Origin of the sequence: Cupriavidus basilensis (genome assembly GCF_008801925.2) — a bacterium.
In the GTDB taxonomy this organism is placed as follows: Bacteria; Pseudomonadota; Gammaproteobacteria; order Burkholderiales; family Burkholderiaceae; genus Cupriavidus; species Cupriavidus basilensis.
The window spans coordinates 324,861-349,214 of the sequence record NZ_CP062803.1 but is presented as its reverse complement, the minus strand read 5'-3'; the positions used below and the strand labels follow the sequence as shown (position 1 = coordinate 349,214).

22 protein-coding genes, 1 pseudogene and 2 riboswitches are annotated in these 24,354 nt (G+C 67.0%); of the genes and pseudogenes, 8 read left to right on the top strand and 15 right to left on the bottom strand.

What is annotated here, in order from left to right:
- Positions 1-40: 40 nt before the first annotated feature.
- Positions 41-121: riboswitch (S-adenosyl-L-homocysteine riboswitch) on the bottom strand.
- 74 nt (positions 122-195) lie between these two features.
- Positions 196-1,026 (top strand): bifunctional hydroxymethylpyrimidine kinase/phosphomethylpyrimidine kinase, encoded by an 831-nt coding sequence (thiD, locus tag F7R26_RS01540; RefSeq protein WP_150989943.1) that lies wholly within the window; start codon positions 196-198, stop codon positions 1,024-1,026.
- 143 nt (positions 1,027-1,169) lie between these two features.
- Positions 1,170-1,610: a PGDYG domain-containing protein gene (locus tag F7R26_RS01535; protein WP_150989940.1), complete on the top strand. Its 441-nt coding sequence runs from the start codon at positions 1,170-1,172 to the stop codon at positions 1,608-1,610.
- A 4-nt stretch (positions 1,611-1,614) separates the two neighbouring features.
- On the opposite strand, the gene F7R26_RS01530 is transcribed toward F7R26_RS01535, so the two are convergent.
- The 12 genes from F7R26_RS01530 to F7R26_RS01475 form a co-directional block, all read right to left on the bottom strand.
- Positions 1,615-2,061 carry a PaaI family thioesterase gene (locus F7R26_RS01530; RefSeq protein ID WP_150989937.1) on the bottom strand — a complete coding sequence of 149 codons (447 nt, stop codon included), beginning with the start codon at positions 2,059-2,061 and terminating at the stop codon, positions 1,615-1,617.
- Positions 2,062-2,082: 21 nt separating this feature from the next.
- Complete coding sequence (locus F7R26_RS01525; RefSeq protein ID WP_150989934.1) at positions 2,083-2,295, bottom strand: acyl-CoA carboxylase biotin carboxyl carrier protein subunit; 213 nt, start codon at positions 2,293-2,295, stop codon at positions 2,083-2,085.
- A 47-nt stretch (positions 2,296-2,342) separates the two neighbouring features.
- Positions 2,343-2,660, bottom strand: a complete 318-nt coding sequence (locus F7R26_RS01520) for a hypothetical protein (RefSeq protein WP_150989931.1) — start codon at positions 2,658-2,660, stop codon at positions 2,343-2,345.
- Positions 2,661-3,437, bottom strand: coding sequence for an AAA family ATPase (locus tag F7R26_RS01515; protein WP_150989928.1), 777 nt, complete (start codon positions 3,435-3,437; stop codon positions 2,661-2,663).
- Between the two features lie 59 nt (positions 3,438-3,496).
- On the bottom strand, positions 3,497-4,000 hold the full coding sequence (locus F7R26_RS01510) for a GNAT family N-acetyltransferase (RefSeq protein WP_241754397.1): 504 nt from the start codon (positions 3,998-4,000) through the stop codon (positions 3,497-3,499).
- A gap of 91 nt (positions 4,001-4,091) precedes the next feature.
- On the bottom strand, positions 4,092-5,225 hold the full coding sequence (locus F7R26_RS01505) for a thiamine phosphate synthase (protein WP_150989925.1): 1,134 nt from the start codon (positions 5,223-5,225) through the stop codon (positions 4,092-4,094).
- Positions 5,222-6,070 carry a thiazole synthase gene (locus F7R26_RS01500; protein WP_043343126.1) on the bottom strand — a complete coding sequence of 283 codons (849 nt, stop codon included), beginning with the start codon at positions 6,068-6,070 and terminating at the stop codon, positions 5,222-5,224. Before F7R26_RS01500 ends, F7R26_RS01505 begins: the two co-directional genes overlap by 4 nt.
- 6 nt (positions 6,071-6,076) lie before the next feature.
- Positions 6,077-6,274 (bottom strand): sulfur carrier protein ThiS, encoded by a 198-nt coding sequence (thiS, locus tag F7R26_RS01495; RefSeq protein WP_150989923.1) that lies wholly within the window; start codon positions 6,272-6,274, stop codon positions 6,077-6,079.
- A 12-nt stretch (positions 6,275-6,286) separates the two neighbouring features.
- Positions 6,287-7,465, bottom strand: a complete 1,179-nt coding sequence (locus tag F7R26_RS01490; protein ID WP_150989920.1) for an FAD-dependent oxidoreductase — start codon at positions 7,463-7,465, stop codon at positions 6,287-6,289.
- Positions 7,466-7,601: 136 nt separating this feature from the next.
- Positions 7,602-9,488 (bottom strand): phosphomethylpyrimidine synthase ThiC, encoded by a 1,887-nt coding sequence (thiC, locus tag F7R26_RS01485; protein WP_035868410.1) that lies wholly within the window; start codon positions 9,486-9,488, stop codon positions 7,602-7,604.
- Between the two features lie 103 nt (positions 9,489-9,591).
- Positions 9,592-9,693, bottom strand: a riboswitch (TPP riboswitch).
- Between the two features lie 161 nt (positions 9,694-9,854).
- Complete coding sequence (locus tag F7R26_RS01480) at positions 9,855-10,673, bottom strand: nucleotidyltransferase domain-containing protein (protein ID WP_150989917.1); 819 nt, start codon at positions 10,671-10,673, stop codon at positions 9,855-9,857.
- 36 nt (positions 10,674-10,709) lie between these two features.
- Positions 10,710-12,101 (bottom strand): RtcB family protein, encoded by a 1,392-nt coding sequence (locus F7R26_RS01475; RefSeq protein WP_150989913.1) that lies wholly within the window; start codon positions 12,099-12,101, stop codon positions 10,710-10,712.
- 267 nt (positions 12,102-12,368) lie between these two features.
- Here F7R26_RS01475 and F7R26_RS01470 point away from each other — a divergent pair, with 267 nt between their 5' ends.
- Positions 12,369-14,030, top strand: a complete 1,662-nt coding sequence (locus F7R26_RS01470) for an acyl-CoA dehydrogenase family protein (protein ID WP_150989908.1) — start codon at positions 12,369-12,371, stop codon at positions 14,028-14,030.
- A 184-nt stretch (positions 14,031-14,214) separates the two neighbouring features.
- Positions 14,215-15,759: a methyl-accepting chemotaxis protein gene (locus F7R26_RS01465; RefSeq protein WP_150989905.1), complete on the top strand. Its 1,545-nt coding sequence runs from the start codon at positions 14,215-14,217 to the stop codon at positions 15,757-15,759.
- Between the two features lie 64 nt (positions 15,760-15,823).
- Here the strand turns inward: F7R26_RS01465 and F7R26_RS01460 are convergent, their stop codons facing one another.
- Complete coding sequence (locus tag F7R26_RS01460; protein ID WP_150989902.1) at positions 15,824-17,503, bottom strand: GMC family oxidoreductase; 1,680 nt, start codon at positions 17,501-17,503, stop codon at positions 15,824-15,826.
- A gap of 292 nt (positions 17,504-17,795) precedes the next feature.
- On the opposite strand from F7R26_RS01460, the pseudogene F7R26_RS01455 reads away from it, so the two are divergent.
- A pseudogene (locus tag F7R26_RS01455) lies at positions 17,796-18,579 on the top strand (aldehyde dehydrogenase family protein).
- 187 nt (positions 18,580-18,766) lie between these two features.
- Here the strand turns inward: F7R26_RS01455 and F7R26_RS01450 are convergent.
- Both F7R26_RS01450 and metK read right to left on the bottom strand, forming a co-directional pair.
- Entirely contained in the window at positions 18,767-19,720 is a 954-nt protein-coding gene (locus tag F7R26_RS01450; protein ID WP_150989897.1) for a Kdo hydroxylase family protein, read from the bottom strand.
- Positions 19,721-19,965: 245 nt separating this feature from the next.
- A complete protein-coding gene (gene metK, locus F7R26_RS01445; RefSeq protein WP_043343105.1) occupies positions 19,966-21,129 on the bottom strand; it encodes a methionine adenosyltransferase in 1,164 nt (387 codons plus the stop codon).
- A gap of 385 nt (positions 21,130-21,514) precedes the next feature.
- Here metK and F7R26_RS01440 point away from each other — a divergent pair, with 385 nt between their 5' ends.
- From F7R26_RS01440 to dapF, 3 genes are all read left to right on the top strand, one after another.
- The gene (locus F7R26_RS01440) at positions 21,515-22,453 is read left to right on the top strand and encodes a lysophospholipid acyltransferase family protein (RefSeq protein WP_150989893.1); all 939 of its coding nucleotides are present in this window, start codon (positions 21,515-21,517) and stop codon (positions 22,451-22,453) included.
- On the top strand, positions 22,450-23,343 hold the full coding sequence (locus F7R26_RS01435) for a lipid A biosynthesis lauroyl acyltransferase (RefSeq protein ID WP_150989890.1): 894 nt from the start codon (positions 22,450-22,452) through the stop codon (positions 23,341-23,343). The genes F7R26_RS01440 and F7R26_RS01435 overlap by 4 nt, the downstream gene beginning before the upstream one ends.
- Before the next feature lie 100 nt (positions 23,344-23,443).
- Positions 23,444-24,310 (top strand): diaminopimelate epimerase, encoded by an 867-nt coding sequence (gene dapF / locus F7R26_RS01430; RefSeq protein ID WP_150989886.1) that lies wholly within the window; start codon positions 23,444-23,446, stop codon positions 24,308-24,310.
- Positions 24,311-24,354 lie beyond the last annotated feature (44 nt).

Sequence of the window (24,354 nt, the reverse complement as noted above, 5' to 3'; positions counted from 1 at the left end):
ACGGGCGGATAGGTCGACTCGCCTCCGTGTGGATGCCACGGATCAGCGAGCGCCGTTGAAGACAGTCCGAGCCTGGCGAATGGCACAATAAGGCCCATTCGTTGCAACGCTCCTCGGAGTGGCGGTATTGTAGCCTGCCCCGGCACGCTTGGCACCGCCACCGCCATGAATTTTTCTTGACCGCCGGCCCAGCACATGACCCTGACGACACACCGCCCCCCGCGCACCCTGACCATCGCCGGCTCCGACTCGGGCGGCGGCGCCGGCATCCAGGCCGATCTCAAGACCTTTGCCGCGCTGGGCTGCTTCGGCATGAGCGCCATCACCGCCATCACGGCGCAGAACACGCTCGGCGTGACCGGCGTGCATGCCATCCCGGCCGACATGGTAGCGGCCCAGATCGATGCGGTTGCCAGCGATATCGGCGTGGATGCGGCCAAGACGGGCATGCTGGGCACCGCCGCCATCGTCGAGGCGGTAGCCGCCGCGGTGGACCGGCATGGCATTCGCCAATTGGTGGTGGACCCGGTCATGATCTCCACCTCCGGCGCGACCCTGGCGGACGACGCCACTACCCAGGCGATGGTGCGCCTGCTGTTCCCGCGCGCCGTGCTGGTCACGCCCAACCTGCCCGAGGCATCCTACCTGCTGGGCCGCAAGATCACCCGGCGTGATGAAATGGAGCAGGCGGCACGCGACCTGGTCGCGCTGGGCTGCCCGGCAGTGCTGCTCAAGGGCGGGCACCTGGATCCGGCCGATGCCGGCCTGGACGACCTGCTGCTAAGTGCCGACGGCACCGTGCGCGTGTTCACGCATCAGCGGGTCGACACCCGCAACCTGCATGGCACCGGCTGCACACTGGCGGCGGCCATCGCGGCACAACTCGCGCGCGGCGATAGGCTGGTGGATGCAGTGGAAGTGGCGCTGGATTTCGTGGCCGATGCGATCGTGGCGGGCGCTGACTTTGCGCTTGGGACGGGCAACGGGCCGCTGAACCACGGCTTTGCGCCGCGGGTGCTGGGGTGAAGCAAGCCAGCGGCCCTGGACGAAGCCGTCGAACGGGCCAAAGCCGCGCGCCATGACGACGGCTGTTTCTCCCTCTCCCACAAGTGGGAGAGGGGAGCGAACCGGCGGTATGATTTGCGCCCCAGCCCGACATCCGCCACACCATGCCCACCCTCACCCACATCGACCTGCGCACCGACCCTGCCGCCGCCCCTTACCAAAAACACGAAGTCGTCCAGGTAGCCTTCGCCAAGGAACCCGGCGAACTCATCAGCCTAGAAGGGCCAAACCGCTACCGGCCCGGCGACGCCATCATCACCGGCTCCACCGGCGACCGCTGGGTTGTGTCCCGCGAACGCTTCGACCCCAAGTACGAACCGCTGCAAGCCGGCACCCACGGCCAGGATGGCGCCTACCGGAACATCCCGGGCGTGGTGCTGGCCAAACGCATGGACCAGGATTTCAGCATCGCCCGCTCAGCCGGCGGCGACGTGCTGCATGGCGCGGCCGGCGACTGGCTGATGCAATACGCGCCGAACGACTACGGCATCGTCCAGCAGGCGCGCTTCGCCCAGGTCTACCATGCGGCCAGCGGCAACGCCTGAAGCGTCAATCCCCGCCGCTGCTTAGCGGCACCAGCTTGAACGCCGCGCGTGCCACGCACACCACTTCGCCAGCGGCGTTCTTCACTTCGCCCTCGCAAAACGCGATGCGCGCGCCGCGCCGCATGCAGCGCGCTTCCAGGTGCAGTTCACCGCGCGCAGCAGCCAGGAAATGCGTGGACATATCGATGGTGATCACGCCGGTTTCCAGCGGCGCATGCGAGCGCGCGGCGCCGCTAAGCGTGAAATCCAGCGTGGCCATCAAGGTGCCGCCGTGCACGTCGCCCCGGCTGTTGACCAGGAACGGGCTGACCGGCAGGCGCGTGTGGCACAGGCCCTCTTCCATCCGCACGGGCTGCAGGCCAAGATGGCGCATCAGCGGCACGTCGATGCCGAAGTAGGGTTTCTCGGGCGTGCCCGGTGCTACCGGGACAATCTGAGCGGGACTTTCCAAAACAATGCTTCCTTATTCGCGTTATGCGAGTTCCACCACAGCCTGGCCCTCGGCGACGGCGTCGCCGGGCTGCACCAGGATGGCCTTGACCACGCCAGCATATTCGGATTCGAGCGGGATCTCCATTTTCATGGACTCGATCATCATCACGGCGTCGCCGGGCGCAATGGTAGCGCCAACTTCGATATGGATGGCGCAGACATGACCGCTTACCGCGGCTTCGATCTTGTTCATCAGGCAGAGCGTGGCGCGCGCGGCTGAGCGCAAGCGCTTGCCAGCGCCTACAGGATCTCCCGGACAAACCAGGCATTGAAGCGATAGAGCGCAATGGTCGGCATCACGGAAAACAAGAACAGGCTGACGACAGCGCGCCGGTTCCTGTACAGGTAGAGCGCCAGCAGATCCCGCAGCGTGTAGCTGGCAACCAGCACCACGAGCGGAATGTAGGCCAGGAAGCAAAACAGGAAGATCCAGACAAAGGCGCCGCCCTGCAACGCTCGGTCAAGCATGCCAACACCAGAGATCCAGTGCGCATCCCCGCCACTGAATGTGAGAAGCAGCATCATCAGCGAAACGATCAGCGTGGGATAGCGGAGCATCTAGACCGGCTCTGTCTCGCCGCCCGGCTCGTCGCCAAACAGCACGCGCAGCATGCGCTCGGGATTGGCCAGGAAATCGCGCGTCACGCGAAAGTGCTCGGTGTCCTGATAGTCGATCCGCGCCACGCCGTCCGGCGAGCAGGTGTAGATCCACGCATTGGGATAGGCCATCAGGATCGGCGAGTGCGTGGCGATGATGAACTGCGAGCCGTCTTCCGCCAGATCATGGATGCGCGACAGCACCGCCAGTTGCCGCTGCGGCGACAGCGCCGCCTCGGGCTCGTCGAGCAGGTAGAGCCCATTGCCGCCAAAGCGATGCATCATCAGCGCGAGAAACGATTCGCCATGCGATTGCTCGTGCAACGAACGCCCGCCGTAGGCGTTGATGACGGGGGGGCTGAAGGCCGGCTCCTGGTCCAGGCGCTCGATTTCCGTGGCCACGTTGAAGAAGCTCTCCGCGCGCAGGAAGAAGCCATCGCGCGGGCGCTTGAAGCCGCGCGCAACGCGCAGGTATTCGTGCAGCACCGAATGCGACCGGCGTGTGCCGAAGCTGAAATTGCGCGAGCCGCCCTCGGCGTTGTAACCCATGGCCACGGCGATGGCTTCCATCAGCGTGGACTTGCCCGAGCCGTTCTCGCCAACCAGGAAGGTCACCTTGGGGTGCATCTCCATCGCGTCCAGCGTGCGCACCGCGGGCAGGTTGAAGGGGTAGCGCTCGAAGCTGTCGACGATGTCGCGCCGCAGGGTGACACGGCTGACGAACTGGGACGAGATCATGGGGTTCGCCGGAGTGGATGGCACGGCGCTATCGTAACGCAGTGCGGCGCCGGCATGGCTCACAACGCCAGGCGCATGGCGATGCGTTGGCGCAAGCCGAGCGCCGCCTCGCGCGCCAGTGCGGCGCAAAGCGCCGGGCCGAGATCGGCTTCATCGAGGCGGCGAAAGCCGAGGCTTGCGTAGAACGGCGCGTTCCACGGCAGGTGGCTGAAGGTGGTGAGGTGGAGCGACTGCAGGCCTTGCCGGCGCAAACCATCGGCTACGGCGCGCACGAGTGCGCGGCCGAAGCCGCGGCGGGCATGGGCAGGGTGGACGTCCATCTCGTCAAGACAGGCATGCTGGCCAAGCACGCTGGCGAGCGCGAAGCCGGCTGGTGTGCCGTCGGGGGCGATGGCGACCCACAGGCGGCGCTCACGCTGCGCGTGTTGCAGGTCTTCGAGCGGCGTGACTTGCTGGCGCAGCGCGGGGGGCAGGTCGGATTCGGGGAATAGTTCAGCCGCTGCGCGTTCGATGGCAGGCAGGCCGGGTACGTCTTCGGGAGTTGCTAGGCGAATGACTGGCATCGGTATGCGGCGGAATGTGCAAGCTCGGCCTCCCGGAGTGAGAGCGATCAGACGCACGCATGCGTACCCTCGCTCCGGGCCAGGCGGCACATCACGCCGCCGGAAACATCCCGAGCAGATTCGTCACCGCCGCTGGCACGTCAGCCGCCTCGGTAATCGCGCGCACCACGGCCGCGCTGCCAACGCCAGCCGCCAGCACCTCCGGCAAGCGCGCCGCATCGACGCCGCCGATGCCCACCAGCGAGGGCACCACAGGCTGCATCAGCTTGACGTAGGCGTGGAAGCGGCCCAGGCCTTGCGGCGCGGTCGGCATGATCTTGGTGGTGGTCGGGAAGATCGCACCCAGCGCAAGGTAGCTCGGGCCGATGGTGGCCACGCGCAGCATCTCGGCGTAGCCGTGCGTGGACACGCCAAGGCGCAGCCCGGAGGCGCGCAGCGCATCGAGGTCGGCTTCGTCGAGGTCTTCCTGGCCGAGGTGGATGCCATAGATGCCGCTGTCGCCGCCCTGGCTGGCGTGGTAGTCGATGGCAGCCCGCCAGTGATCGTTGATGAACAGGCGCGAAGCGCTGCCGCGCGCGGCCTTGGCGGCGCGCTCGATCTCGCCGCGCACGGCCTGCGCGTCATCGGACTTGAAGCGCAGCTGCACGGTGGGCACCGCCAGCGGCACCAGCCGCTCGATCCATTCGGCGCTGGGCACCACCGCGTACAAACCCAGCCGCGGGCACGGTGCGAAGGGCTCGGCGCGCAGCTCCGGCGCGACCAGCGCGGCGTGACGCACGTGCGGGAAGCGCACGAAATCCACCGGCCAGTCCAACGAGCCTGGCTGCCAGGCGCGCGCCAGGCAGAGCGCATCGTGCGCGGGGAAATGCAGGGCCAGGCAAGCCAGCAGCACGGCGACGAAGGCCGGCGAATGCGCGGTGTCGTCGTCGGCATGGGCACTGAAGACCCAGGTGCCCATCGGCGAGCGCACGGTGTCGCTCCATTGCCCGCCCTCGCGGTCGCTCTCGATGGCGATGGCGCCGGCGCCGGCAATGCGCGCCAGCGTGGCCTCGTCGGCCTCGCCATCGAACAGCACCACGTCGGCATCGCCGAGCGCGGCGGGGGCGTTGCCCTGCACCCACGCGCGCCAGGCCTTGTCGCTGGTGCCGAAGGTGGCGCCATAGCGCGCCAGCAGCGTGTCGCGCAGCGCTGTGTCGATGCCGGCAGGGAGAAGATTGCGGGTCATGCGCGGTCCTCCGCGCCTTCGGCGTGCCAGAACGGCATGCCCACCACCGGCGTGCTGGCCTGCGCGATATCGCGCTCCGGCATGGGGCCGGCCAGGTAGGCCGTGCGGCCCGCGTCCACAGCCAGCGCGAAGGCGCGTGCCATGTTGACCGGATAGGCAGCCTGCGCCACGGCGGTGTTCAGCAGCACGCCATCGTAGCCCCACTCCAGCACCTGGGCCGCGTGCGACGGCAGCCCGAGGCCCGCGTCCACGATCAGCGGGGTATCCGGCAAGCGTTCGCGCAACAGGCGCATGGCGTGCGGATTGACGGCGCCCTTGCCGGTGCCGATGGGCGCGGCCCATGGCATCAGCGCCTGGCAGCCCACGTCCAGCAGGCGGCGGCACAGCACGAGGTCCTCCGTGCAATACGGCAGCACCTTGAAGCCTTCCTTGATCAGCGTCTCGGCCACGGCGGGCAGGTTGAGCGTATCGGGCTGCAGCGTGTAGTCGTCGCCCACCAGCTCAAGCTTGATCCAGTCGGTCTCGAACACTTCGCGCGCCATCATGGCGGTGGTGATGGCTTCCTGCGGCGCCATGCAGCCAGCGGTATTGGGCAGCACCGGCACGTTCAGCGAGCGCAGCATCTGCCAGAAAGCCTGGCCGCCCTCGCCATCGCCGACCGAGCCCTGGCGGCGCAGCGCCACCGTCAGCATGGCGGGCCGGGCCACCTCCACCGCGGCCTGCAGCGTGGCGGGAGACGGATAGCGCGCTGTACCCAGCAACAGGCGCGAGGCAAACGACTCGCCATAGAGCACGAAGGGGTCGGCGAACAGGTCGCGCCGGGGTTCTGCGGAATTGAAGGTCATTTGGGGTCAGCCTCCCGTCACGGGTTGCACGAGGTCGATACGATCGCCGGCGGCGAGCACGGTGGCCGCATGCGCGGCGCGTGGCACGAACTGGCCGTTGAGCGCGGCGGCAAATGGCGGCGCGATGCCCGCGCCCGCCACCGCATCGGCCAGCGTGGCGTTATCGGCAAGGGCGAGCGGACGGCCGTTGAGCAGGATATCCATGGTCATTGTCGTTCAGTGCAGCACCGGCGAGCCGGTGACGGTATCGAGCGCGGCCGCGATCATGCCCGGCCAGCGCGCCGAGGCCGGCACGGCATGCGCGGCAGGATCGTCGTCGAGCAAAGCCCGCACGACCTGGCAGGCGGCCTCGGTAACCGCCGGGGCGATCAGGAAGCCGTGCCGGTACAAGCCGTTGAGGCGCACGATGCGGGCGTGCTGGTCGACCCGGATGGCCGGCAGGTGGTCCGGGCGCGTCGGGCGGCGCTGCACGTTGAGTTCCAGCACGCGCGCCTCGCCAAAGGCGGGGTGCAGCGAATACGCCGCGGAAAGCAGCTCCAGCGCGGAGCGCACGCTCATCGGCGAATCATCTTCGCTTTCGAGCTCGGTGGCGCCGATCACGTAGAGGTCGTTGGGCTTGGGCGCGATATAGATCGGGTAACGCGGGTGCAGCAGGCGCACCGGGCGATGCAGCTTGACCTCGGGTGCGTGCACACGCACGACTTCACCGCGCAGGCCGCGCAATCCCGGCATGCTGCCGTGCGCGGCGGGCTGCCCCGGCCAGGCGGCGCGGGCGCCCAGGCCACGGCAATCCAGCACGGTGCGTGCGCAGATCCCCAGCGCGGGCAGGTCGCCCGCTTCGATTTCACCGGCCTCCCAGACGCAATGCAGCCCGCTTGCCACCGCGCAAGCCAGCAACGCGCGCAGCGTGCCGCGATTGTCCAGCTGGCCTTCGCCGGCCAGCAGCAGCCCCTGGGAGAAACGGCCCGCGAGCGCGGGCTCGAGCGCGGCCACGCCATTGCCGTCCAGCGCGCGCATGCGCTCGGCCACCAATTCCGGCGGCGCCACCGCGCGCACCCGGCTGGTAAACAGCGACATCTCGCTGCGGTCGCGGGTATGCCATACCACCAGCGTGCCGTCCTCCTGGAAGAACACCGGCTCCGGCAATTCGGCCACCCAGGTGCGCCACAAGTCGACGCTGGCGGTGCCAAGCTCGACGATGCGGCGCTCGGCAATGGCGGATTCCGCCAGGGGCGCGAGCATTGCCGCGGCGACGTGCGCGGCCGAGCCAACGCCGTCGGGGCCACCGCGCTCGACCAGCGCCACGCGCAGGCCGGCACGCACCAGTTGCCAGGCGGAAAGGCGCCCGGCCAGGCCGGCGCCGAGCACGGCCACATCAAACGACTGCGTTGTCATGGGGATGGTTGTGCCGGTGCGCGCCGCGATGGCGCGCACCGGCCTCCTTTAAGTCATGGCGTGCCCCTTCGCGAAAGGGGCACGGTACTTCGCGTGCGGCGCTGCACGGGCAGGCGCCGCACCATGGCCCTACGCCTTACGAGTAGATCTTGCTGCCGCTCTTGACGAACTCGATCGACTTTTCCTGCATGCCCTTCTCGGCTTCCGGCTTGAGCGAAGCGGCGTAGTCGCGCACTTCCTGCGTGATCTTCATCGAGCAGAACTTGGGACCGCACATCGAGCAGAAATGCGCGATCTTGGCGCCTTCGGCCGGCAGCGTGGCGTCGTGGTACGAACGCGCGCGTTCCGGGTCCAGGCCGAGGTTGAACTGGTCTTCCCAGCGGAACTCGAAACGTGCCTTGGACAATGCGTTGTCGCGCAGCTGCGCGCCCGGCCAGCCCTTGGCAAGGTCGGCCGCGTGAGCGGCGATCTTGTAGGTGATGATGCCTTCGCGCACGTCTTCCTTGTCCGGCAGGCCCAGGTGCTCCTTCGGCGTGACGTAGCACAGCATGGCGGTGCCCATCCAGCCGATGTTGGCCGCACCGATGCCGCTGGTGATGTGGTCATAGCCGGGGGCGATGTCCGTCACCAGCGGTCCGAGCGTGTAGAACGGGGCCTCATAGCAGTGCTTGAGCTCTTCATCCATATTGGCCTGGATGCGTTGCAGCGGCACGTGGCCCGGGCCTTCGATCATGACCTGCACATCGTGCTTCCAGGCCTTGTCGGTCAGCTCGCCGAGCGTGCGCAGCTCACCGAACTGTGCATCGTCGTTGGAGTCGGCGATGCAACCCGGACGCAGGCCATCACCGAGGCTGAACGACACGTCGTACGCCTTCATGATTTCGCAGATCTCGTCGAAGTGCGTGTACAGGAAGTTTTCCTTGTGATGCGCCAGGCACCACTTGGCCATGATCGAACCACCGCGCGAGACGATGCCCGTGACACGGTCCGCGGTCATCGGCACATAGCGCAGCAGCACGCCGGCGTGGATGGTGAAGTAGTCCACGCCCTGCTCGGCCTGCTCGATCAGCGTGTCGCGGAACATTTCCCAGGTCAGGTCCTCGGCGATGCCGCCGGTCTTGTCCAGCGCCTGGTAGATGGGCACCGTGCCAATGGGCACCGGCGAGTTGCGCAGGATCCACTCACGCGTTTCGTGGATGTGCTTGCCGGTGGACAGATCCATGATGGTGTCGGCACCCCAGCGGATCGACCACACCATCTTTTCCACTTCCTCGGCCAGCGACGACGTCACGGCGGAGTTGCCCAGGTTGCCGTTGATCTTGACGCGGAAATTGCGCCCGATCGCCATCGGCTCCAATTCGGTGTGGTTGATGTTGGCGGGAATGATGGCGCGGCCCGCGGCGATTTCGCGGCGCACGAATTCCGGCGTCATGTCTTCCGGGCGCAGCGGCAGCGCGGCACCCAGCGCATTGCCGGGGTGCTGGCGCAGCAGCGCCTTGTATTCGGGCTTGTCGTACAGCGCTTGCAGGTTCAGCGACTCGCGCAACGCCACGTATTCCATCTCGGGCGTGATGATGCCGCGGCGCGCATAGTGCATCTGCGACACGTTGGCGCCGGCCTTGGCGCGGCGCGGGTTGGTCAGCTGGGCAAAGCGCAGGTGGGCGGTGGCCGGATCGGCGGCGCGCGCCAGGCCGTATTCCGACGACAGGCCGGACAGCACTTCGGTGTCGCCGCGCTCCTCGATCCACTTGCCGCGTACCGAGGGCAGGCCGGCCTTCAGGTCGATATGGATGTCCGGATCGCTGTACGGGCCCGACGTGTCATACACGGGAATCGGCGGATTGGACATCTCGCCCTTGTCCGTGCGCGTGGACGTCTGCAGGATCGTGCGCAGCGGCACGCGGATATCGGGGCGGCTGCCGGTCAGGTAGGTCTTGCTGGATGCCGGATAAGCAAACTTTTTGTCGAGATCGGTTTCAAGCGACTCGAAAGATGCGGCGGGGGCGGTATTTGTGCGGGCCATGGGTGTCGTCCTCTCTCTTGCGGGGATGGACGAAACCAGGAGCCCTGTGAGCATGGCCGCGGCGGTGTGGCCGGGTCATGTGCCTTGGAGAAGGCAGGAGCTGTTCGGTAACCATGAAACTTCCCACGCCGGTACTAGCCGGATCGGGTTCGAAGGGACTCTCTCAGCCGCACGGCCCATCCGTACGGCACCCCTGTTTCATCCAACGGGGTGAATTTAAGCACAAGGCTCGGGGCTTGACCACCCCTGTTTCAATCTGGAGTGTCGTGCGTCGTGGTATCGCTGGCGAACACACAGCCTCCGAGTCGTGGCGCACACACCTTACGCTGCGGCGCACCATGACTTATCGTACGCGTGCGCCACCGATCAATCCCACCGCTCCAGCACGATGCGCCGCATGAGCATATCCAGTGAGGCGGGCTCCCCCTGCGGACGCTTGTGATCGGGTTCGAATGCGGCATTGGCGAGCCGCGCCTCGATCAACGCGTGAATGCCGGCGCGGCGCGGGCCATACTCGCTCTCGCAAGTCTGCATCTTCAGCGCAAGCAGCGCGTTGATCTCATCCAGCAACGCCGGCTCATGAACGGTCCCGGCCACCAGGTCGGCAAAGCGCATCGGCGGCGCGCTGCCGCGCTCGTCGATCCATTGCACCGCCAGCAGCGGGCGCAGAACATAGAGATACTTCTTGTACCTGACCTCATCCCCCTGCAGGTAGCCACGGAAGTTCTTCTTCGCCATCGACAGGTAGTGATGCCGCCCGCGCACCGGGGAAAAAAAGTCGCGCGCGGCCGGCCGCAGCAGCGTCATGGCTTGCGTCGCCTCCCGGTAGACGATGGGCGAGTCCAGCCACTCAAGCAGCGTCGGATTGGACCGATGCAGCAATTGCAGCGCCTTGCGCAACTCCCAGCCGCTGACATCAAGCTCATCGTTGATCGGCAGCTCGATCACATCTCGCCCAGCTTCCACCTGCAGATACCAGTCGAGCCGGTGCACATAGAGAAAACGTACATCGTAATCGCTGTCCGGTGAGGCGAAGCCCCAGCCCCGGCTGCCGGATTCGCAGGCGTAGATGACTTGCACATCGTGACGACGCTCGATCGCCGCCAGTTCGTCGAGCACGCGTGCGCGAATATCGTCGGCAACAGGGTGTGCGCTCAGCACGCTCACGGGTTGTCTGACGTTCATCGTTTTTTCTCCCTTGGTTCGATTCGTCTTTTCACTTCAAGCCTTGAAGGTCACCCAAGGCTTCAACCGCGCCACCGCTACGATCAGCCCGGCCTCTTCCTGTGCCTGCAGCACCGGACCGATCGGCTTGTAGGCCTCGGGGGCTTCTTCCACCCTGCGCTCCTCGCGCAGCGTGACGCAGCGCCACCCGGCGTTGGCATGATCGCTTTTCAAGCGGCGCAGGGCCTGGCGCCGGACACTGCGGCCGGCACCGTGGCTGCATGACGAAAGCCAGCCGGTGTGACCCAAACCGCTCACTATATAGGAAGCATCCCCCATAGAGCCGGGGATCAGGGCCAAGTCGCCGTGATGCGCGGGTGTCGCGCCCTTGCGGTGGATATTGAGGCCGTTTTCGCGCAGCACCACGTTATGCGGCACGTCGACCACCAGCCGCGAAGCCGTCGCGCCGCACAATTCGGCCAGCTCCTTGCGCACGAGTTCTGCCAGCACCACCCGGTTGGCCCAGGCATAGCGTGCCGCCGTGCCCATGGCCACCAGGTACTCGTGCGCCAGGCTGCCCGCCAAGCCGTACAGCCCGCTCGTCGGATGCTTCAGGCCGGCAGGCCAGGCCTGGCGCGCCCGGTCCATCCAGCGCCGGCCCACGTAGAAGCCGACATCGCGCGAGCCGCTGTGGATCATCGCCACGACATCGCCGGGCGCCAGGCCAACGCGATACGCGGCATGCCTGTCGAAGATCTCGTCCACGACCTGCAGCTCGACAAAATGATTGCCCCCGCCCGGCGTGTCGAGGCAGGGATCGCGAAAGACCTCGCGATTGCCGACGTGCGCATCTGGCGCATAGCGGGCACTACCGCCAAACGCATCCAGTCCGACGCAAGCGGCAAGTTCGGCGTCCAGCCGGGCCCGATCGACCTGCGCCCACAAGCCTTGTGGCGCCACGCGATCGATGAACGCGGCGGGTCCCTCGTCGAACAAGGCACGGAATGCGGCGCTATGCACCGGCACGTCGCGGCCGTTATCGAGCAGCGCACGCGTCAGCCTGCTCACAAGGGCATCCTGCTGCGGCAGCAGGGCGGCTTGCTTCAGGCCAGTGGTGATCAGGCGCATGCCGCAATTGATGTCGGTACCGATCGCGGCGGGAATGACGAAATCCGCGTCGGTGGCAACGATCGATCCGACCGGCGCGATGCCGCCGGGATGAAAATCCGGCGTGGCGCAGGCTTTGCAAACGCCGTGGTGGCCGTTTGCAGAACGCACCGCGGCGAAGTCGAGCAACTGCCGTACGGCTTTCGCTTCCAGGGCAAGCTTGGCGGGCAACAGCACCGAGGCTTGGGCGTGTTCGTTACGCAGGTGATAGACACCCTGGCTGCGCTCGACATGGATGCCCTGGCGCTGCAGGGCTTTTTGAAGACGGGGAAGTGAAGACATGGCTGCCGGGAATACAAGGTACGGGGGTGCCTCCGGGAAACCGGGGCAAAAAGTACCTTCTGCGCAGCAGCGTCGAGAAAGGAGCGTGCAGTGTATCGCCGGGGAGCGGCGAACGGCAAGCGCCCGGCCCGCGCGCCCTGCCATGACGGCGCAAAGTGTTGGAGGCCGGACACAGTGCAAGCCCACGCACATAACGCGCCGCTTGCTCTACCATGCAATCAGATATGCCCATGCGCCGCGCGCGCAGAAGACTGCACAGGAGACCTCATGACCCAAGCTGCCACCCACCGCGTGTTCAACCAGGTCCCGGACCTGACCGGCTACAACCTGTTCACCGGCGACCCCGCGCTGCGCGCCGCGCTGGAGCGGCTTGGCGGCGGCTGGCACGCCGGTGCGCTCGATGTCTTCGGTGCACGGCTGGGCAAACCCGATGTGCAGCAGTGGGCGGCCGAGGCCAATCGCCACGCGCCCGAACTGCATTCGCATAGCCGCACCGGCGAGCGTATCGACGAAGTGGAATTTCCGCCGGCATGGCACGCCCTGCTGGCCCTGCTGCGCAGCCAGCAGCTGCAGGCGCTGCCGTTTGCACAGCCCAGGGAGGGCGCGTGGGTGGCGCGCGCCGCCGGCTATTTCCTGCAGGCGCAGGCCGAGTCCGGATCCCTGTGCCCGCCCACCATGACGTTCGCCAGCATCCCGGTGCTGCAGAAGGAAGCGGCGCTGTTCGCGGAACTGGGGCCGAAGCTGTTCGCCACCGAGCACGATCCGCGCGACCTGCCCTGGCGCGACAAGCAAGCCGTGATGATCGGCATGGGCATGACGGAAAAGCAGGGCGGCTCCGATGTGCGCAGCAACACCACCGTCGCGCGCGCCGTGCGCGGCGAGGGCCGCGGCGCGGAGTACGCGATCACCGGGCACAAGTGGTTTTTCTCCGCCCCGATGTGCGATGCCCACTTGGTGGTGGCGCGCATGGGCGCGGAGGATGGGCCGCTGTCGTGCTTCTTCGTGCCGCGCTTTCGCGACGACGGCAGCAAGAACCCGGTGCAGATCCAACGCCTCAAGGACAAGCTGGGCAACCGCTCCAATGCCAGCAGCGAAGTGGAATTCCGCGAGGCCACCGGCATCCTGATCGGCGAGGAGGGCCGTGGCATCCCGACCATCATCGAGATGGCCACCTATACCCGGCTGGATTGCGTGATCGGCAGCGCCGCCATCATCCGCGCGGCGCTGGTGCAGGCCATCCATCACGCGCGGCATCGCATGGCGTTCGGCCGCCTGCTGGCGGAGCAGCCGCTGATGCGCAATGTACTGGCCGACCTGGCGCTGGAGAGCCAGGCCGCCACCCTGCTCATGATGGAACTGGCGCACACCTTCGAGCGGGCCGATGCTGACCCGTTGGCGGCCGCCTGGAAGCGCATCGTCACGCCGGCGGCCAAGTTCTGGGTCTGCAAGCGGGCCATCGAGGTGACGGGCGAAGCCATGGAGGTGTGGGGCGGCAACGGCTACGTGGAGGAGGGCCCGATGGCGCGGCTGTACCGCGAGGCACCGGTCAACTCGATCTGGGAGGGTTCCGGCAACATCATGTGCCTGGACGTGCTGCGCGCGCTCCAGCGCAATCCCGAGGACGCCGGGCGGCTATTGCAGGATCTCGGCCGGCGCGCCGGCGGCCATCCGGCGGTGCGGGCCGAACTCGCCTCGCTGCAGGCGATGCTGCGCGACGCGCCGGATCACCTTGAAGCCGGCGCGCGGCGTTTTGCCCAGGGCCTCGTGCTGACCGCGCAGGCGGCGCTGATGCTCGCCCATGCCGACGCCGACGATGCCGAGCGCTTCGTGGCCAGCCGGCTCGGGCGCCAGCACGGCCGCGTGTTCGGCACGCTCGAGGGCGACGATGCCGCGCTGGCGCGGGTCATCGCCCGCGCCTGGCCGGCCTGAGGCACGCGGCCGCGCCGCACGCCTCGTCACGCTTTTTTTTCTGGCCAACGCGCTACAGGCGGCGCGTGTCCTGCCGTAAACCCCTTGGTATTAATGTCATGCACTTAATACATAAGTGCGTGTTGATCCCCTTTCAATGACCAAGCGGCGCGCCCGGCTACACGGCGGGTGCCGACATCCCGACATGAACATCAGCCAACGCCTGCTGCTATCTTTATCCCTGGCCCTGCTCGCCTTGCTCGTTGTGGGCCTCGGCGGCATCTGGCAACTCAGCGAGTCGGAACAGCGTTTCGAGTACTTCAACGACAACACGCTAGGTAGCGTACGCACCCTGGACACCCTCAAGGACAACGTCAACGCCATGCGTATCTCGCTTTACAGGCACGCCATGAGCGAAGACCCCAAGGCCAAGGCCGAAGCCGAAGCCGCCCTGGCACGCGCCGACGAGAAGTTCGACACCACCGCCGCAAAGTATGAGCGTGACGACATCAGCGACGATACCGACCGCAAGATGCTCGAAGTCGACCGCGCCGCGCTCAAGCGCTACCGCGCCGCGCGTGTCCCCATGCTGGAAAAATCGCGCGCCAACGATTTCGCCACGGCCCACACCATGCTGGTGAGCGGCGAACTGAACGACGCATCGATCGCCTTGCGCAAGGCAATCGACGATCACATCAACTATAACGGCGAGCTGGGCGAACTCGCCGTGAAACACAATAGCGAGCAGTACACCATGGCTGTTCGCGTGTTCTCGGCGGTCATCGTCGTGGCGATGCTGGTCACCGGCTTCCTGGCGGCAACCCTGTATCGCCGTATCCACGGCAGCCTGGCCGAAATCGAGGAGACCCTGGGGTACGTCAGCGACTCCCTGGACCTGGAACGCCGCGCACCGGTGGGCCGCCTGGACGAGATCGGCCGTACCGCGGCCGCCTTCAACCGCCTGCTGGAGCGGGTAGCCGTGGCGCTGCGCGAGGTACGCCATTCGACCGACTCCGTCAGCGTGGCGGCACGGCAGATCGCCGCGGGCAATACCGATTTGTCGGCACGGACCGAACAACAGGCTGCCTCGCTGGAGCAGACCGCATCGAGCATGGAAGAGCTGACCACCACCGTGCGCCAGAACGCCGAGAACGCGCGCCAGGCGAGCGGCCTGGCCGGCAATGCCGCCAGCGTGGCCGAACACGGCAGCACCGCCGTGCAGCAGATGGTGCAAACCATGGGCGCGATCAGCACCAGTTCCAACCGCATCGCGGAGATCACCAGCCTGATCGAGGGCATCGCCTTCCAGACCAACATCCTGGCGCTGAATGCCGCGGTGGAAGCCGCGCGCGCCGGCGAACAAGGCCGGGGCTTCGCGGTGGTGGCCGGCGAGGTGCGCAGCCTGGCGCAGCGCTCGTCCAGCGCCGCCAAGGAAATCAAGGACCTGATCGACAGCTCGGTCAACACCGTGCGCACGGGCTCGGCACAAGCCGAGGATGCCGGCAAGACCATGAGCGAAGTCCAGAACGCGGTGAAGCGCGTATCGGACATCATCGCCGAGATCGCCGCGGCCTCCGACGAGCAAAGCGCGGGCATCGAGCAGGTCAACCAGGCGGTGGGCCAGATGGACGAAGTCACGCAGCAAAATGCCGCGCTGGTGGAAGAAGCAGCCGCCGCCGCGCAATCGCTGGATGACCAGGCCGGCAAGCTGCGCGACACGGTATCGACCTTCCGCCTGGCTACGGCCTGAGCGCGGGTGCGAGGGGCGGCCCACCACCCCTCGCACCGCCCCTCACACGGCCTTCAAACGGCCCTCAAACGGCCAAGACCTCCGCCATGCGCAACACCACGCGCGGGCCGTGCCGGATCAGGTCATGCGCGCGCTCGCCGATCATGATGGCCGGCGCATTGGTGTTGCCGCCAATCAGCGTTGGCATGATCGAAGCATCCACCACGCGCAAGCCTTCCACGCCCCGCACGCGCAGTTGCGGATCGACCACCGCGTATTCGTCCATGCCCATGCGGCACGTCCCCACGGGATGGTAGATGGTATCGGCGTGGGCGCGGATCATCGCGCGGATCGCGCTGTCGTCGCCGCCATCGGCCGGCAAGTGTGCCGAATACAGCTCCTTGCCGCCGAACGCCGCCAGTTGCGGCTGCGCCAGGATCCGGCGCACGATCCGCACGCCGGCCACCAGGCCGTCAAGATCCCGCGGGTCCGACAGGAAGCACGGATCGATCATCGGCGCCTCGCGGATATCGGGCGAAGCCAGCCGTACCTCGCCCCGGCTTTTCGGGCGCAGCACGCAAACGTGGCAGGAATAGCCATGGCCCAGGCGGATGCGGCGCATATGGTCGTCAGCCATTCCGACCACGAAATGCAGCTGCAGGTCGGGCTCGTCCAGCCCGGCGTGGCTCTTCAGGAAGGCGCCTGCCTCGGCAAAGTTGGAAGTCAGCATGCCGGTGCGCTCGCGCCGGTAGCGCAGTATCTCGGCCAGCAGGCGAAACGCGCCGCCCACCGAGACCCCGAACAGCTCGGACGCCGCCACCCGCTTGTGCACGATGACGTCGAGGTGGTCCTGCAGGTTGGCGCCCACGCCCGGCAGGTCGTGCACCACGGGAATACCTAGCTCGCGCAGATGCGAGGCAGGGCCGACGCCCGACACCATCAGCAGTTGCGGCGAGCCGAACGCGCCGGCCGACACGATCACCTCGCGGCGTGCCCGCAACAGGGTCTCGCGGCCATCCTGCCGCACTACCACCCCCACCGCATGGCGGCCCTCGAACTCGATGCGCAGCACCTGCGCGCCCGTCATCACGGCGAGGTTTTCGCGCCCGCCATTGCTGGCGCGGTCGGCGGCGTCGCCGCGATGCAGGTAGGCGCGCGCGGCATTCCAGCGCTCGCCGCCATGCTGGGTCACCTGGTACCAGCCAGCGCCCTCCTGGTCCACGCCGTTGAAGTCGTCGTTGCGGCGATAGCCGGCCTGCTGGGCCGCCTCGATAAAGCGCTGGCCAAAGGGATTGGGCGTGCGCAGGTCCGACACATGGAGCGGGCCGCTGCCGCCGTGCCAGGGATCGTCATCGCGCCCGGCCACGCGCTCATTGCATTCGGCCCGGCGGAAATAGGGCAGCACATCGTCCCAGGCCCAGCCGTCGCAGCCGGCCGAGGCCCAGCGATCGTAGTCAGCCGGCGTGCCCCGCGTGTAGATCATGGCATTGAGCGAGGAACTGCCTCCCAGGCCGCGCCCGCGCGGCTGGTAGCCACGACGCCCGTTCAGCCCGGGCTGCGCAACGGTACGGTAGCCGTAATTATGGCTACCGGCACGCGGCAGCATAGCCGCGCAGCCCGCCGGCGTCGACACCAGCACATGGTGATCGTGGCCGCCGGTCTCGAGCACCGCCACGCTGTCGCTGCCGCTGTCGGCCAGCCGCCCGGCCAGGGCACACCCCGCCGAACCGCCGCCAACGACGAGATAGTCAAAGGTGGTTTCCATCCGTCTCCCCGCCTGGTCCGAGGTCAGTGTGCCGGGGTTGCGCCGAACGCTCCGGCAAGCCGCGCATGCCGGTCAACCCGGTCTGGCTGGCACGCCGAAAGCATGCCGCGAAATCAGTGTAGGGCTTTGCCAGGGCACTGGAAAGGGCGAAGGAGGATCGATGAATACGGTTGTTTGAAGCACGCGGCTAGTGGCCGGCCTCCATTGTCAGGGGGCACCGCCTGGCATATGGTGCGGGGATCTAAACGCCGCGCGCGCCAAGGGCGGCGCACGACCCCAAGGAGAGCGCGACATGAGAGAAGTGCCCGAGATGTCATCCGTATTCGACGCCATGCGCGCCGCCTCGCGCCGCGACCAGGCCCCGGCCTGGGCCGTGCGCGCCGACCGGCTGCGGCGCCTGCGCAAGCTGGTAACGGGGCACATGGACGAGATCTCGCAAGCCATCAGCGCCGATTTCGGCAACCGCCCCCGCCAGGAAACCGCGCTGCTCGAGGCCTTTCCCAGCGTGGCCGGGATCGACGGTGCACTGCGTCATGGCAAGCGCTGGATGCGGGTGCGCCGGGTGCGCACCGGGCTGTGGTTCAAGCCCGCCACGTCGCGGCTGATGCCGCAGCCGCTGGGCGTGATCGGCATCGTGGTGCCGTGGAATTACCCGCTCTACCTGACCGTGGGCCCGCTGGTGGGCGCGCTGGTCGCGGGCAACCGCGCCATGGTCAAGCTCTCCGAGTACACGCCGCGCTGTTCGCGCGGCTGGACGGCCTGGTGAGCGATGCCGCCCACGTCCGCTGGCGCTCTACCTGTTCGAGAAAGACGGCCGCACGATCGACCACGTCATGGCGCAAACCGTGGCGGGCGGCGTCAGCATCAACGAAACGCTGCTGCATATCGCCCAGGAAGACCTCCCCTTCGGCGGCGTGGGCCCCAGCGGCATGGGCGCCTATCAGGGCCAGGCGGGCTTTGAAACCTTCTCCAAGCTCAAGCCGATCTTCCGCCAATCCGGCATCAACGGCGCCGGGCTGCTGAAGCCACCCTATGGCAAGCGCTTTGAAACGATGATCAAGCTGTTGATGCGCTGAATGACGAGGAAAACCTGCGGCGTTGATCGAAGCCGCCGAACGGGCCAACGCGGCGCGCCCTGACGACGGCTGTCTCTCCCTCTCCCCTCAGGGGGAGAGGGCCGGGGAGAGGGGTGGCTTAGCTAGGAGCCACGCGAAGCGAAGCCCGTGGTGTTTTCCAGCCCGCTGGCGTAACGACCACCCAGCCTCAACCCACCACCATCGGCCGCCCCAGCATCCGCGCCAACACCGCTTCCGGCGAATGCGTATGGTCTGAAATCGCCTTCGGCGACAGGTAGTAAGTCTGCTCCATCATGGCCCGGCCCTTCATAGCCGCATGCAGCACCTGGTCGCTGAATACAATCCAGGTCGACCCGGGCGGGAACTGAAATTCCTGCTGCGGCACATTGGCCTGGTACTCCAGGTCGGCCTTTGCAAGATCGTGCAGCTGCAACATCCGATGGTCATACTCCGAGCGCCGGCGCTTGGTGATATGCAGCATCTCCATCACCCGCGCCTGCCCCGGCCACATGCCCTTGGTCTTCGGCACGAAACGCTTGGCGAAATCGCCAAACGGCTCGCCCACACGCCACACGCGCGGCGCCTGTGGGTCAATGTTGTGGAACACGCGCAGCAGCCGCTGGCCCAGCATCGGGTTGGACGGGAAGGAGTCCACATGCAGCCGCGTGTCGTCCTTGCGCCAGCTCACCGGCCGCCCGGCGATCTCGCTCGGGCGCAGCGAGGTGCCGGCGCGCACCATATGCGGGCCATATTCAGGGAACAGGCTGAGCACCAGCTTCTCGCTGTACTCGGCATAGCGGCGAATCAGCACGTACAGGTCTTTCAGGTCCTGCTCGCCACCCGTCGCACCGCGCACGGCCTGGTCGTTGGCGCGCAGGTTGATGTTCTTTGACTTGCCGTCCGACCAGCGGCTGTCCAGGAAACGCTCTTCGCCGGGCTCGAACTGGAAGCGCAGTTGGGGGAAGAACAGCACGGCGCCCTGCTCCAACTCGCGGCGCAACGCCGCCTTGGTGCCGGCATCGAGTTGCGGAGCCCACTCGGTATAGGGCTGGGGGCGGATCAGGTTGAACGCGGGCGCGGCCGCCCCGGGCGCAGTGGCGGGGGTGGGCGTGGAAGGGGTAAGGGTCGAATCAAGTGACATGGGCATCCTCGGTATGCGGGCTCCGGCGGTCTTGAGCGCGCATGCGCGCGCCGCGGCAGGCGAACAAAGCGCCACTCGCCGGGCCACCTTGCCATCCCGCGATTCTACCCTCGCGGCCATGGCGCGCCACGCCCAGCCATGCCGCGCTTGATCCAGGACAAGGCGGTGGCAAGCCAGGAACGCCACCGCAGGCGCGAAAAAAAACCGCCCGAAGGCGGTCTTTCCGATACAAGGTTCGAGCAGCCTTACAGGCCGGCCGCAGCGCGCAGCAGCGCGACCTTGTCGGTGGCTTCCCACGAGAATTCCGGCTCTTCGCGGCCAAAGTGGCCGTAGGCAGCGGTCTTCTCGTAGATCGGGCGCAGCAGGTCAAGCATCTGCACGATGCCCTTCGGGCGCAGGTCGAAATGCTCTTGCACCAGCGCGGCAATCGCCTCGTCGGAGATCTTGCCCGTGCCTTCGGTGTACACCGTCACATTGATCGGGCGGGCCACGCCGATGGCGTAGCTGACCTGCACCTGGCACTGGCGCGCCAGGCCGGCGGCGACCACGTTCTTGGCGACATAGCGGGCAGCGTAGGCTGCCGAGCGGTCGACCTTGGACGGATCCTTGCCCGAGAAAGCACCGCCACCGTGGGGCGAAGCGCCGCCGTAGGTGTCGACGATGATCTTGCGGCCGGTCAGGCCGCAATCGCCCTGCGGGCCGCCGATGACGAAGCGGCCGGTCGGGTTCACCAGGTACTTGGTGTCCTTGAGCATCTCGGCCGGCAGCACCGGCTTGATGATTTCCTCGATGACGGCTTCACGGATCTGCGCCTGGGTGATATCCGGCGAGTGCTGGGTCGACAGCACCACGGTATCCACGCTGTGCGGGCGGCCGTCGACGTAACGCACGGTCACCTGCGACTTGGCGTCGGGACGCAGCCAGGGCAGGCGGCCATCGCGGCGCAGTTGCGACTGGCGCTCGACCAGGCGGTGCGAATAATAGATCGGGAAAGGCATCAGCTCCGGCGTTTCATCGCAGGCGTAGCCAAACATCAGGCCCTGGTCGCCGGCGCCCTGGTTCAGGTAGTCGTCGGAGGCGCGGTCCACGCCCTGAGCGATGTCAGGCGATTGCTTGTCGTAAGCGACCAGCACTGCACAGCCCTTGTAGTCGATGCCGTATTCGGTATTGTCGTAGCCGATGCGCTTGATGGTGTCGCGCGCAACTTGGATGTAATCGACGTTGGCAGTCGTGGTGATTTCCCCGGCCAGGACAACCAGGCCGGTGTTGCACAGCGTTTCAGCGGCCACGCGCGCGTACTTGTCCTGGGCCAGGATGGCATCGAGGACAGCATCGGAAATTTGGTCGGCGACCTTATCGGGATGGCCTTCGGAGACGGATTCCGAAGTGAACAAGAAGTCGTTTGCCACGAACTTTTCTCCAGGTTTGGCTATTGCGCGCCAACCTCTAAGCCCGGGCGGCGACGCTTTAGCGGAATTTTCATGCCGTTCCGGTAGAACGGTATCGCCCCGCAAGTTGTCAGTTAACTCGGCGATACGCGCTATTATACGCGCCTGCAAGCTGCGCTGCAGCACCCCGGTTATCAGGCACACCTGCCAATACCGGACGCTGTCGCGGCCAGGCCGCGCCACCCGACAGGCGGCGCGTTTCCGGCCTGGCGCGAGCCTGCAGGCAGTGCAAGCCGTACGGTGGGCCCCGTAACAACACCAGATTCATTTTGATTGCCCCACTAACGGCAGCGCCCGGCAAAACATTAATGACCCACCCGGCCCGCCGGGCCGCTATCGCAATCCGATGACCTTTCTGTTCTGGCTGATCTCCCGCTTGCCGCTCTCCTGGCTGCACGCCATCGGCGGTGCGCTCGGGTTGCTGGCGGCACGCCTGCCGGGACGTTATGGCACGCGGCTCAGGGAAAACCTTCGCCATGCCTACCCCGACGCCAGCGACGCGATGGTGGCGCAGGCGGCCCGCTCGACCGGCCGCATGATCCTGGAAATGCCCTATTTCTGGAGCCGGCGCCATCCCGAGGCGCGCATGTACGGCTTTGCCGACCGGCTCTGGCCGGAACTCGACAAGCTGATGGCGCAGGGCCGCGGGCTGATCATCCTGGTGCCGCATCTTGGCTGCTTCGAAGTGCTCCCACAGGCATTTGCCCTGCGGCATCCGGTCACGGCCTTGTACAAGCCGCCGCACCAGGCCTGGCTACGCGACTGGATCGTCAAGATGCGCACGCGCCCTAACCTGGCCATGGCGCCGGCGCAGCCGCGCGGCGTGCGCATGCTGGTCAAGGCACTCAAGCGAGGCGAGGCCATCGGCATCCTGCCCGACCAGGTCCCGACCGGCGGCGAAGGCGCCTGGGCGCCGTTTTTTGGCAAGCCGGCTTACACCATGACGCTGGTGCAGCGCCTGCAGCAGCTCACGGGCGCGCCCATCGCGGTGATCTTCGCCGAGCGCCTGCCGCGTGGCGCGGGCTACATGGGCCATATGCAGGTCATCAAAGACCCGCTGCCCGACGACCAGGCAGAAGCCGTCGCGGTGATCAACGCGGCCGTCGAGAAGCTGGTGAAGGCATGCCCGACGCAGTACCTGTGGGGCTACAACCGCTACAAGCAGCCGGGCGGCGCCGAACCGCCACCCGCCCAGCCACCTCGCGCGCCCGCAGCCGACGCTTCGCGCAGCCCCCTGGAGGTGCCGGCACCGGCGCCTGTCCCCCACTCCAACGACCAACAATGAGCCGTATTTTTACCTGGCTCGGCATCGGCCTGCTGACCGTGCTGGGCAAGCTCCCCTATCCGCTCGTGGCACGCTTCGGCGAAGGCCTGGGCAGCTTGCTCTACCTCATTCCCAGCAGCCGGCGCCGCGTGGTGCAGACCAACCTGCGCCTGTGCTTCCCCGAGCGGACCGACGCCGAGATTGAAACGCTCTCGCGGCAGACCTTTCGCACCGTCTTTCGCAGCTTTGCCGAGCGCGGCATCTTCTGGACCGGCAGCGAGGCGCAGATGCGCCGCTGGGTCCAGATCGACGATCAGGCCGACCTGGTGGCGCTGGACGGCACGCCCCACATCCTCGTCACGCTGCATCTCTCGGGCGTCGAAGCTGGCGCGATCCGCCTCACCATCCACCTGCGCGAGCACGTCAAACGCTCCGGCGCGTCGCTCTACACCAAGCAGAAGAACGACCTGTTCGACGGGTTCCTCAAGCACGCGCGCGGCCGCTTCGGCGCCAAGATGATTGCCCGCAACGACAGCGCGCGCGACATCATCCGCTGCCTGCGCAAGGGCGAAGCGCTGCAGCTGATCGCCGACATGGACTTTGGCGAGCGCGACTCGGAGTACATCCCGTTCTTTGGCGTGGAGGCCCTGACCCTGACCTCGGTATCACGCCTGGCGCGGCTGACCGGGGCCAAGGTGGTGCCGATCTATACCGAGATGCTGCCCGACTACCAGGGCTATGTGCTACGCATCCTGCCGGCTTGGGAAAACTACCCTGGCGACAGCGTGACCGAGGACACCCGGCGCATGAATGCCTTCTTCGAAGACTGCATCCGCCCCCGCGTGACTGAGTATTACTGGGTGCACAAACGCTTCAAGCACCGCCCCGACGGCGAGCGCGAAAACTACTGACCACGTGGGCGCGGCGGCGGCATCGCCAGCCAGACATGCAGCCCGCGCCACCCTCGACACGCCGCCAGCAAGCGCCGGACGGCCCGACTACAATCGCACTATGAAACTCCAGTTCACCAAGATGCACGGCGCCGGCAACGACTTCGTCGTGCTTGACGGCATCCACCAGACCCTGAACCTGACCCCGGCGCAGTGGCGCGCGCTCGCCAGCCGGCATTTCGGCGTGGGCGCCGACCAGATCCTGGTGGTCGAGAAACCCACCCGGGACGACGTCGACTTCCGCTACCGCATCTTCAACGCCGACGGCGGCGAAGTGGAGCACTGCGGCAATGGCGCGCGCTGCTTTGTACGCTTCGTCACCGACCACGGCCTGACCGACAAGCGCTCGGTGCGCGTGCAAGTGATGAACGGCGTGATCACCTTGACGCTGCAGGACGACGGCCAGGTCACGGTCGACATGGGCGCGCCGGAACTCGAACCTGCCCGCGTACCGTTCCGCCCCGAAGGCCTGCCGACCAAGGCCGAAGGCCGCGACACGTTGTACGGACTGGAAGTCAACGGCCGCACCGGGTGGATTTCGGCAGTCTCGATGGGCAACCCCCACGCGGTGCAGGTGGTGGACAACACCGAGGCGTTCCCGGTGCTGCAGGACGGCCCCATCATCGAGCACCACGCGAGCTTCCCCAACCGCGTCAACGCCGGCTTCATGCAGGTGGTGGAGCGCCACACGATCCGCCTGCGCGTGTTCGAGCGCGGGGCCGGCGAGACCCTGGCCTGCGGCACGGGCGCATGCGCGGCGGTCGTCGCCGGCATTCGCCGCGGCCTGCTGGACTCGCCGGTGCTGGTGCACACCCATGGCGGCGACCTGACGATTGCCTGGGACGGCGAAGGCGAGTCGGTACGCATGACCGGCCCCGCCACCACGGTCTTCGAAGGCAGCATTGACCTGGACCGGCTGCCTGCCTGACCATAGGGGATTGCGGCCAGCCATGGCCGCGCCCTCTATGGAGT

What these genes read in the sequence shown, in the direction of transcription:
- F7R26_RS01500 (WP_043343126.1), bottom strand. Translation starts at nt 6,070, where the DNA reads ATGACCTTCAATTCCGCAGAACCCCGGCGCGACCTGTTCGCCGACCCC.
- F7R26_RS01505 (WP_150989925.1), bottom strand. Translation starts at nt 5,225, where the DNA reads ATGACCCGCAATCTTCTCCCTGCCGGCATCGACACAGCGCTGCGCGAC.
- F7R26_RS01475 (WP_150989913.1), bottom strand. Translation starts at nt 12,101, where the DNA reads ATGTCTTCACTTCCCCGTCTTCAAAAAGCCCTGCAGCGCCAGGGCATC.
- F7R26_RS01525 (WP_150989934.1), bottom strand. Translation starts at nt 2,295, where the DNA reads ATGAACAAGATCGAAGCCGCGGTAAGCGGTCATGTCTGCGCCATCCAT.
- F7R26_RS01465 (WP_150989905.1), top strand. Translation starts at nt 14,215, where the DNA reads ATGAACATCAGCCAACGCCTGCTGCTATCTTTATCCCTGGCCCTGCTC.
- thiS (WP_150989923.1), bottom strand. Translation starts at nt 6,274, where the DNA reads ATGGATATCCTGCTCAACGGCCGTCCGCTCGCCCTTGCCGATAACGCC.
- dapF (WP_150989886.1), top strand. Translation starts at nt 23,444, where the DNA reads ATGAAACTCCAGTTCACCAAGATGCACGGCGCCGGCAACGACTTCGTC.
- thiC (WP_035868410.1), bottom strand. Translation starts at nt 9,488, where the DNA reads ATGGCCCGCACAAATACCGCCCCCGCCGCATCTTTCGAGTCGCTTGAA.
- thiD (WP_150989943.1), top strand. Translation starts at nt 196, where the DNA reads ATGACCCTGACGACACACCGCCCCCCGCGCACCCTGACCATCGCCGGC.
- F7R26_RS01440 (WP_150989893.1), top strand. Translation starts at nt 21,515, where the DNA reads ATGACCTTTCTGTTCTGGCTGATCTCCCGCTTGCCGCTCTCCTGGCTG.
- F7R26_RS01520 (WP_150989931.1), bottom strand. Translation starts at nt 2,660, where the DNA reads ATGCTCCGCTATCCCACGCTGATCGTTTCGCTGATGATGCTGCTTCTC.
- F7R26_RS01460 (WP_150989902.1), bottom strand. Translation starts at nt 17,503, where the DNA reads ATGGAAACCACCTTTGACTATCTCGTCGTTGGCGGCGGTTCGGCGGGG.
- F7R26_RS01480 (WP_150989917.1), bottom strand. Translation starts at nt 10,673, where the DNA reads ATGAACGTCAGACAACCCGTGAGCGTGCTGAGCGCACACCCTGTTGCC.
- F7R26_RS01470 (WP_150989908.1), top strand. Translation starts at nt 12,369, where the DNA reads ATGACCCAAGCTGCCACCCACCGCGTGTTCAACCAGGTCCCGGACCTG.
- F7R26_RS01490 (WP_150989920.1), bottom strand. Translation starts at nt 7,465, where the DNA reads ATGACAACGCAGTCGTTTGATGTGGCCGTGCTCGGCGCCGGCCTGGCC.
- F7R26_RS01450 (WP_150989897.1), bottom strand. Translation starts at nt 19,720, where the DNA reads ATGTCACTTGATTCGACCCTTACCCCTTCCACGCCCACCCCCGCCACT.
- F7R26_RS01435 (WP_150989890.1), top strand. Translation starts at nt 22,450, where the DNA reads ATGAGCCGTATTTTTACCTGGCTCGGCATCGGCCTGCTGACCGTGCTG.
- F7R26_RS01535 (WP_150989940.1), top strand. Translation starts at nt 1,170, where the DNA reads ATGCCCACCCTCACCCACATCGACCTGCGCACCGACCCTGCCGCCGCC.
- F7R26_RS01515 (WP_150989928.1), bottom strand. Translation starts at nt 3,437, where the DNA reads ATGATCTCGTCCCAGTTCGTCAGCCGTGTCACCCTGCGGCGCGACATC.
- F7R26_RS01510 (WP_241754397.1), bottom strand. Translation starts at nt 4,000, where the DNA reads ATGCCAGTCATTCGCCTAGCAACTCCCGAAGACGTACCCGGCCTGCCT.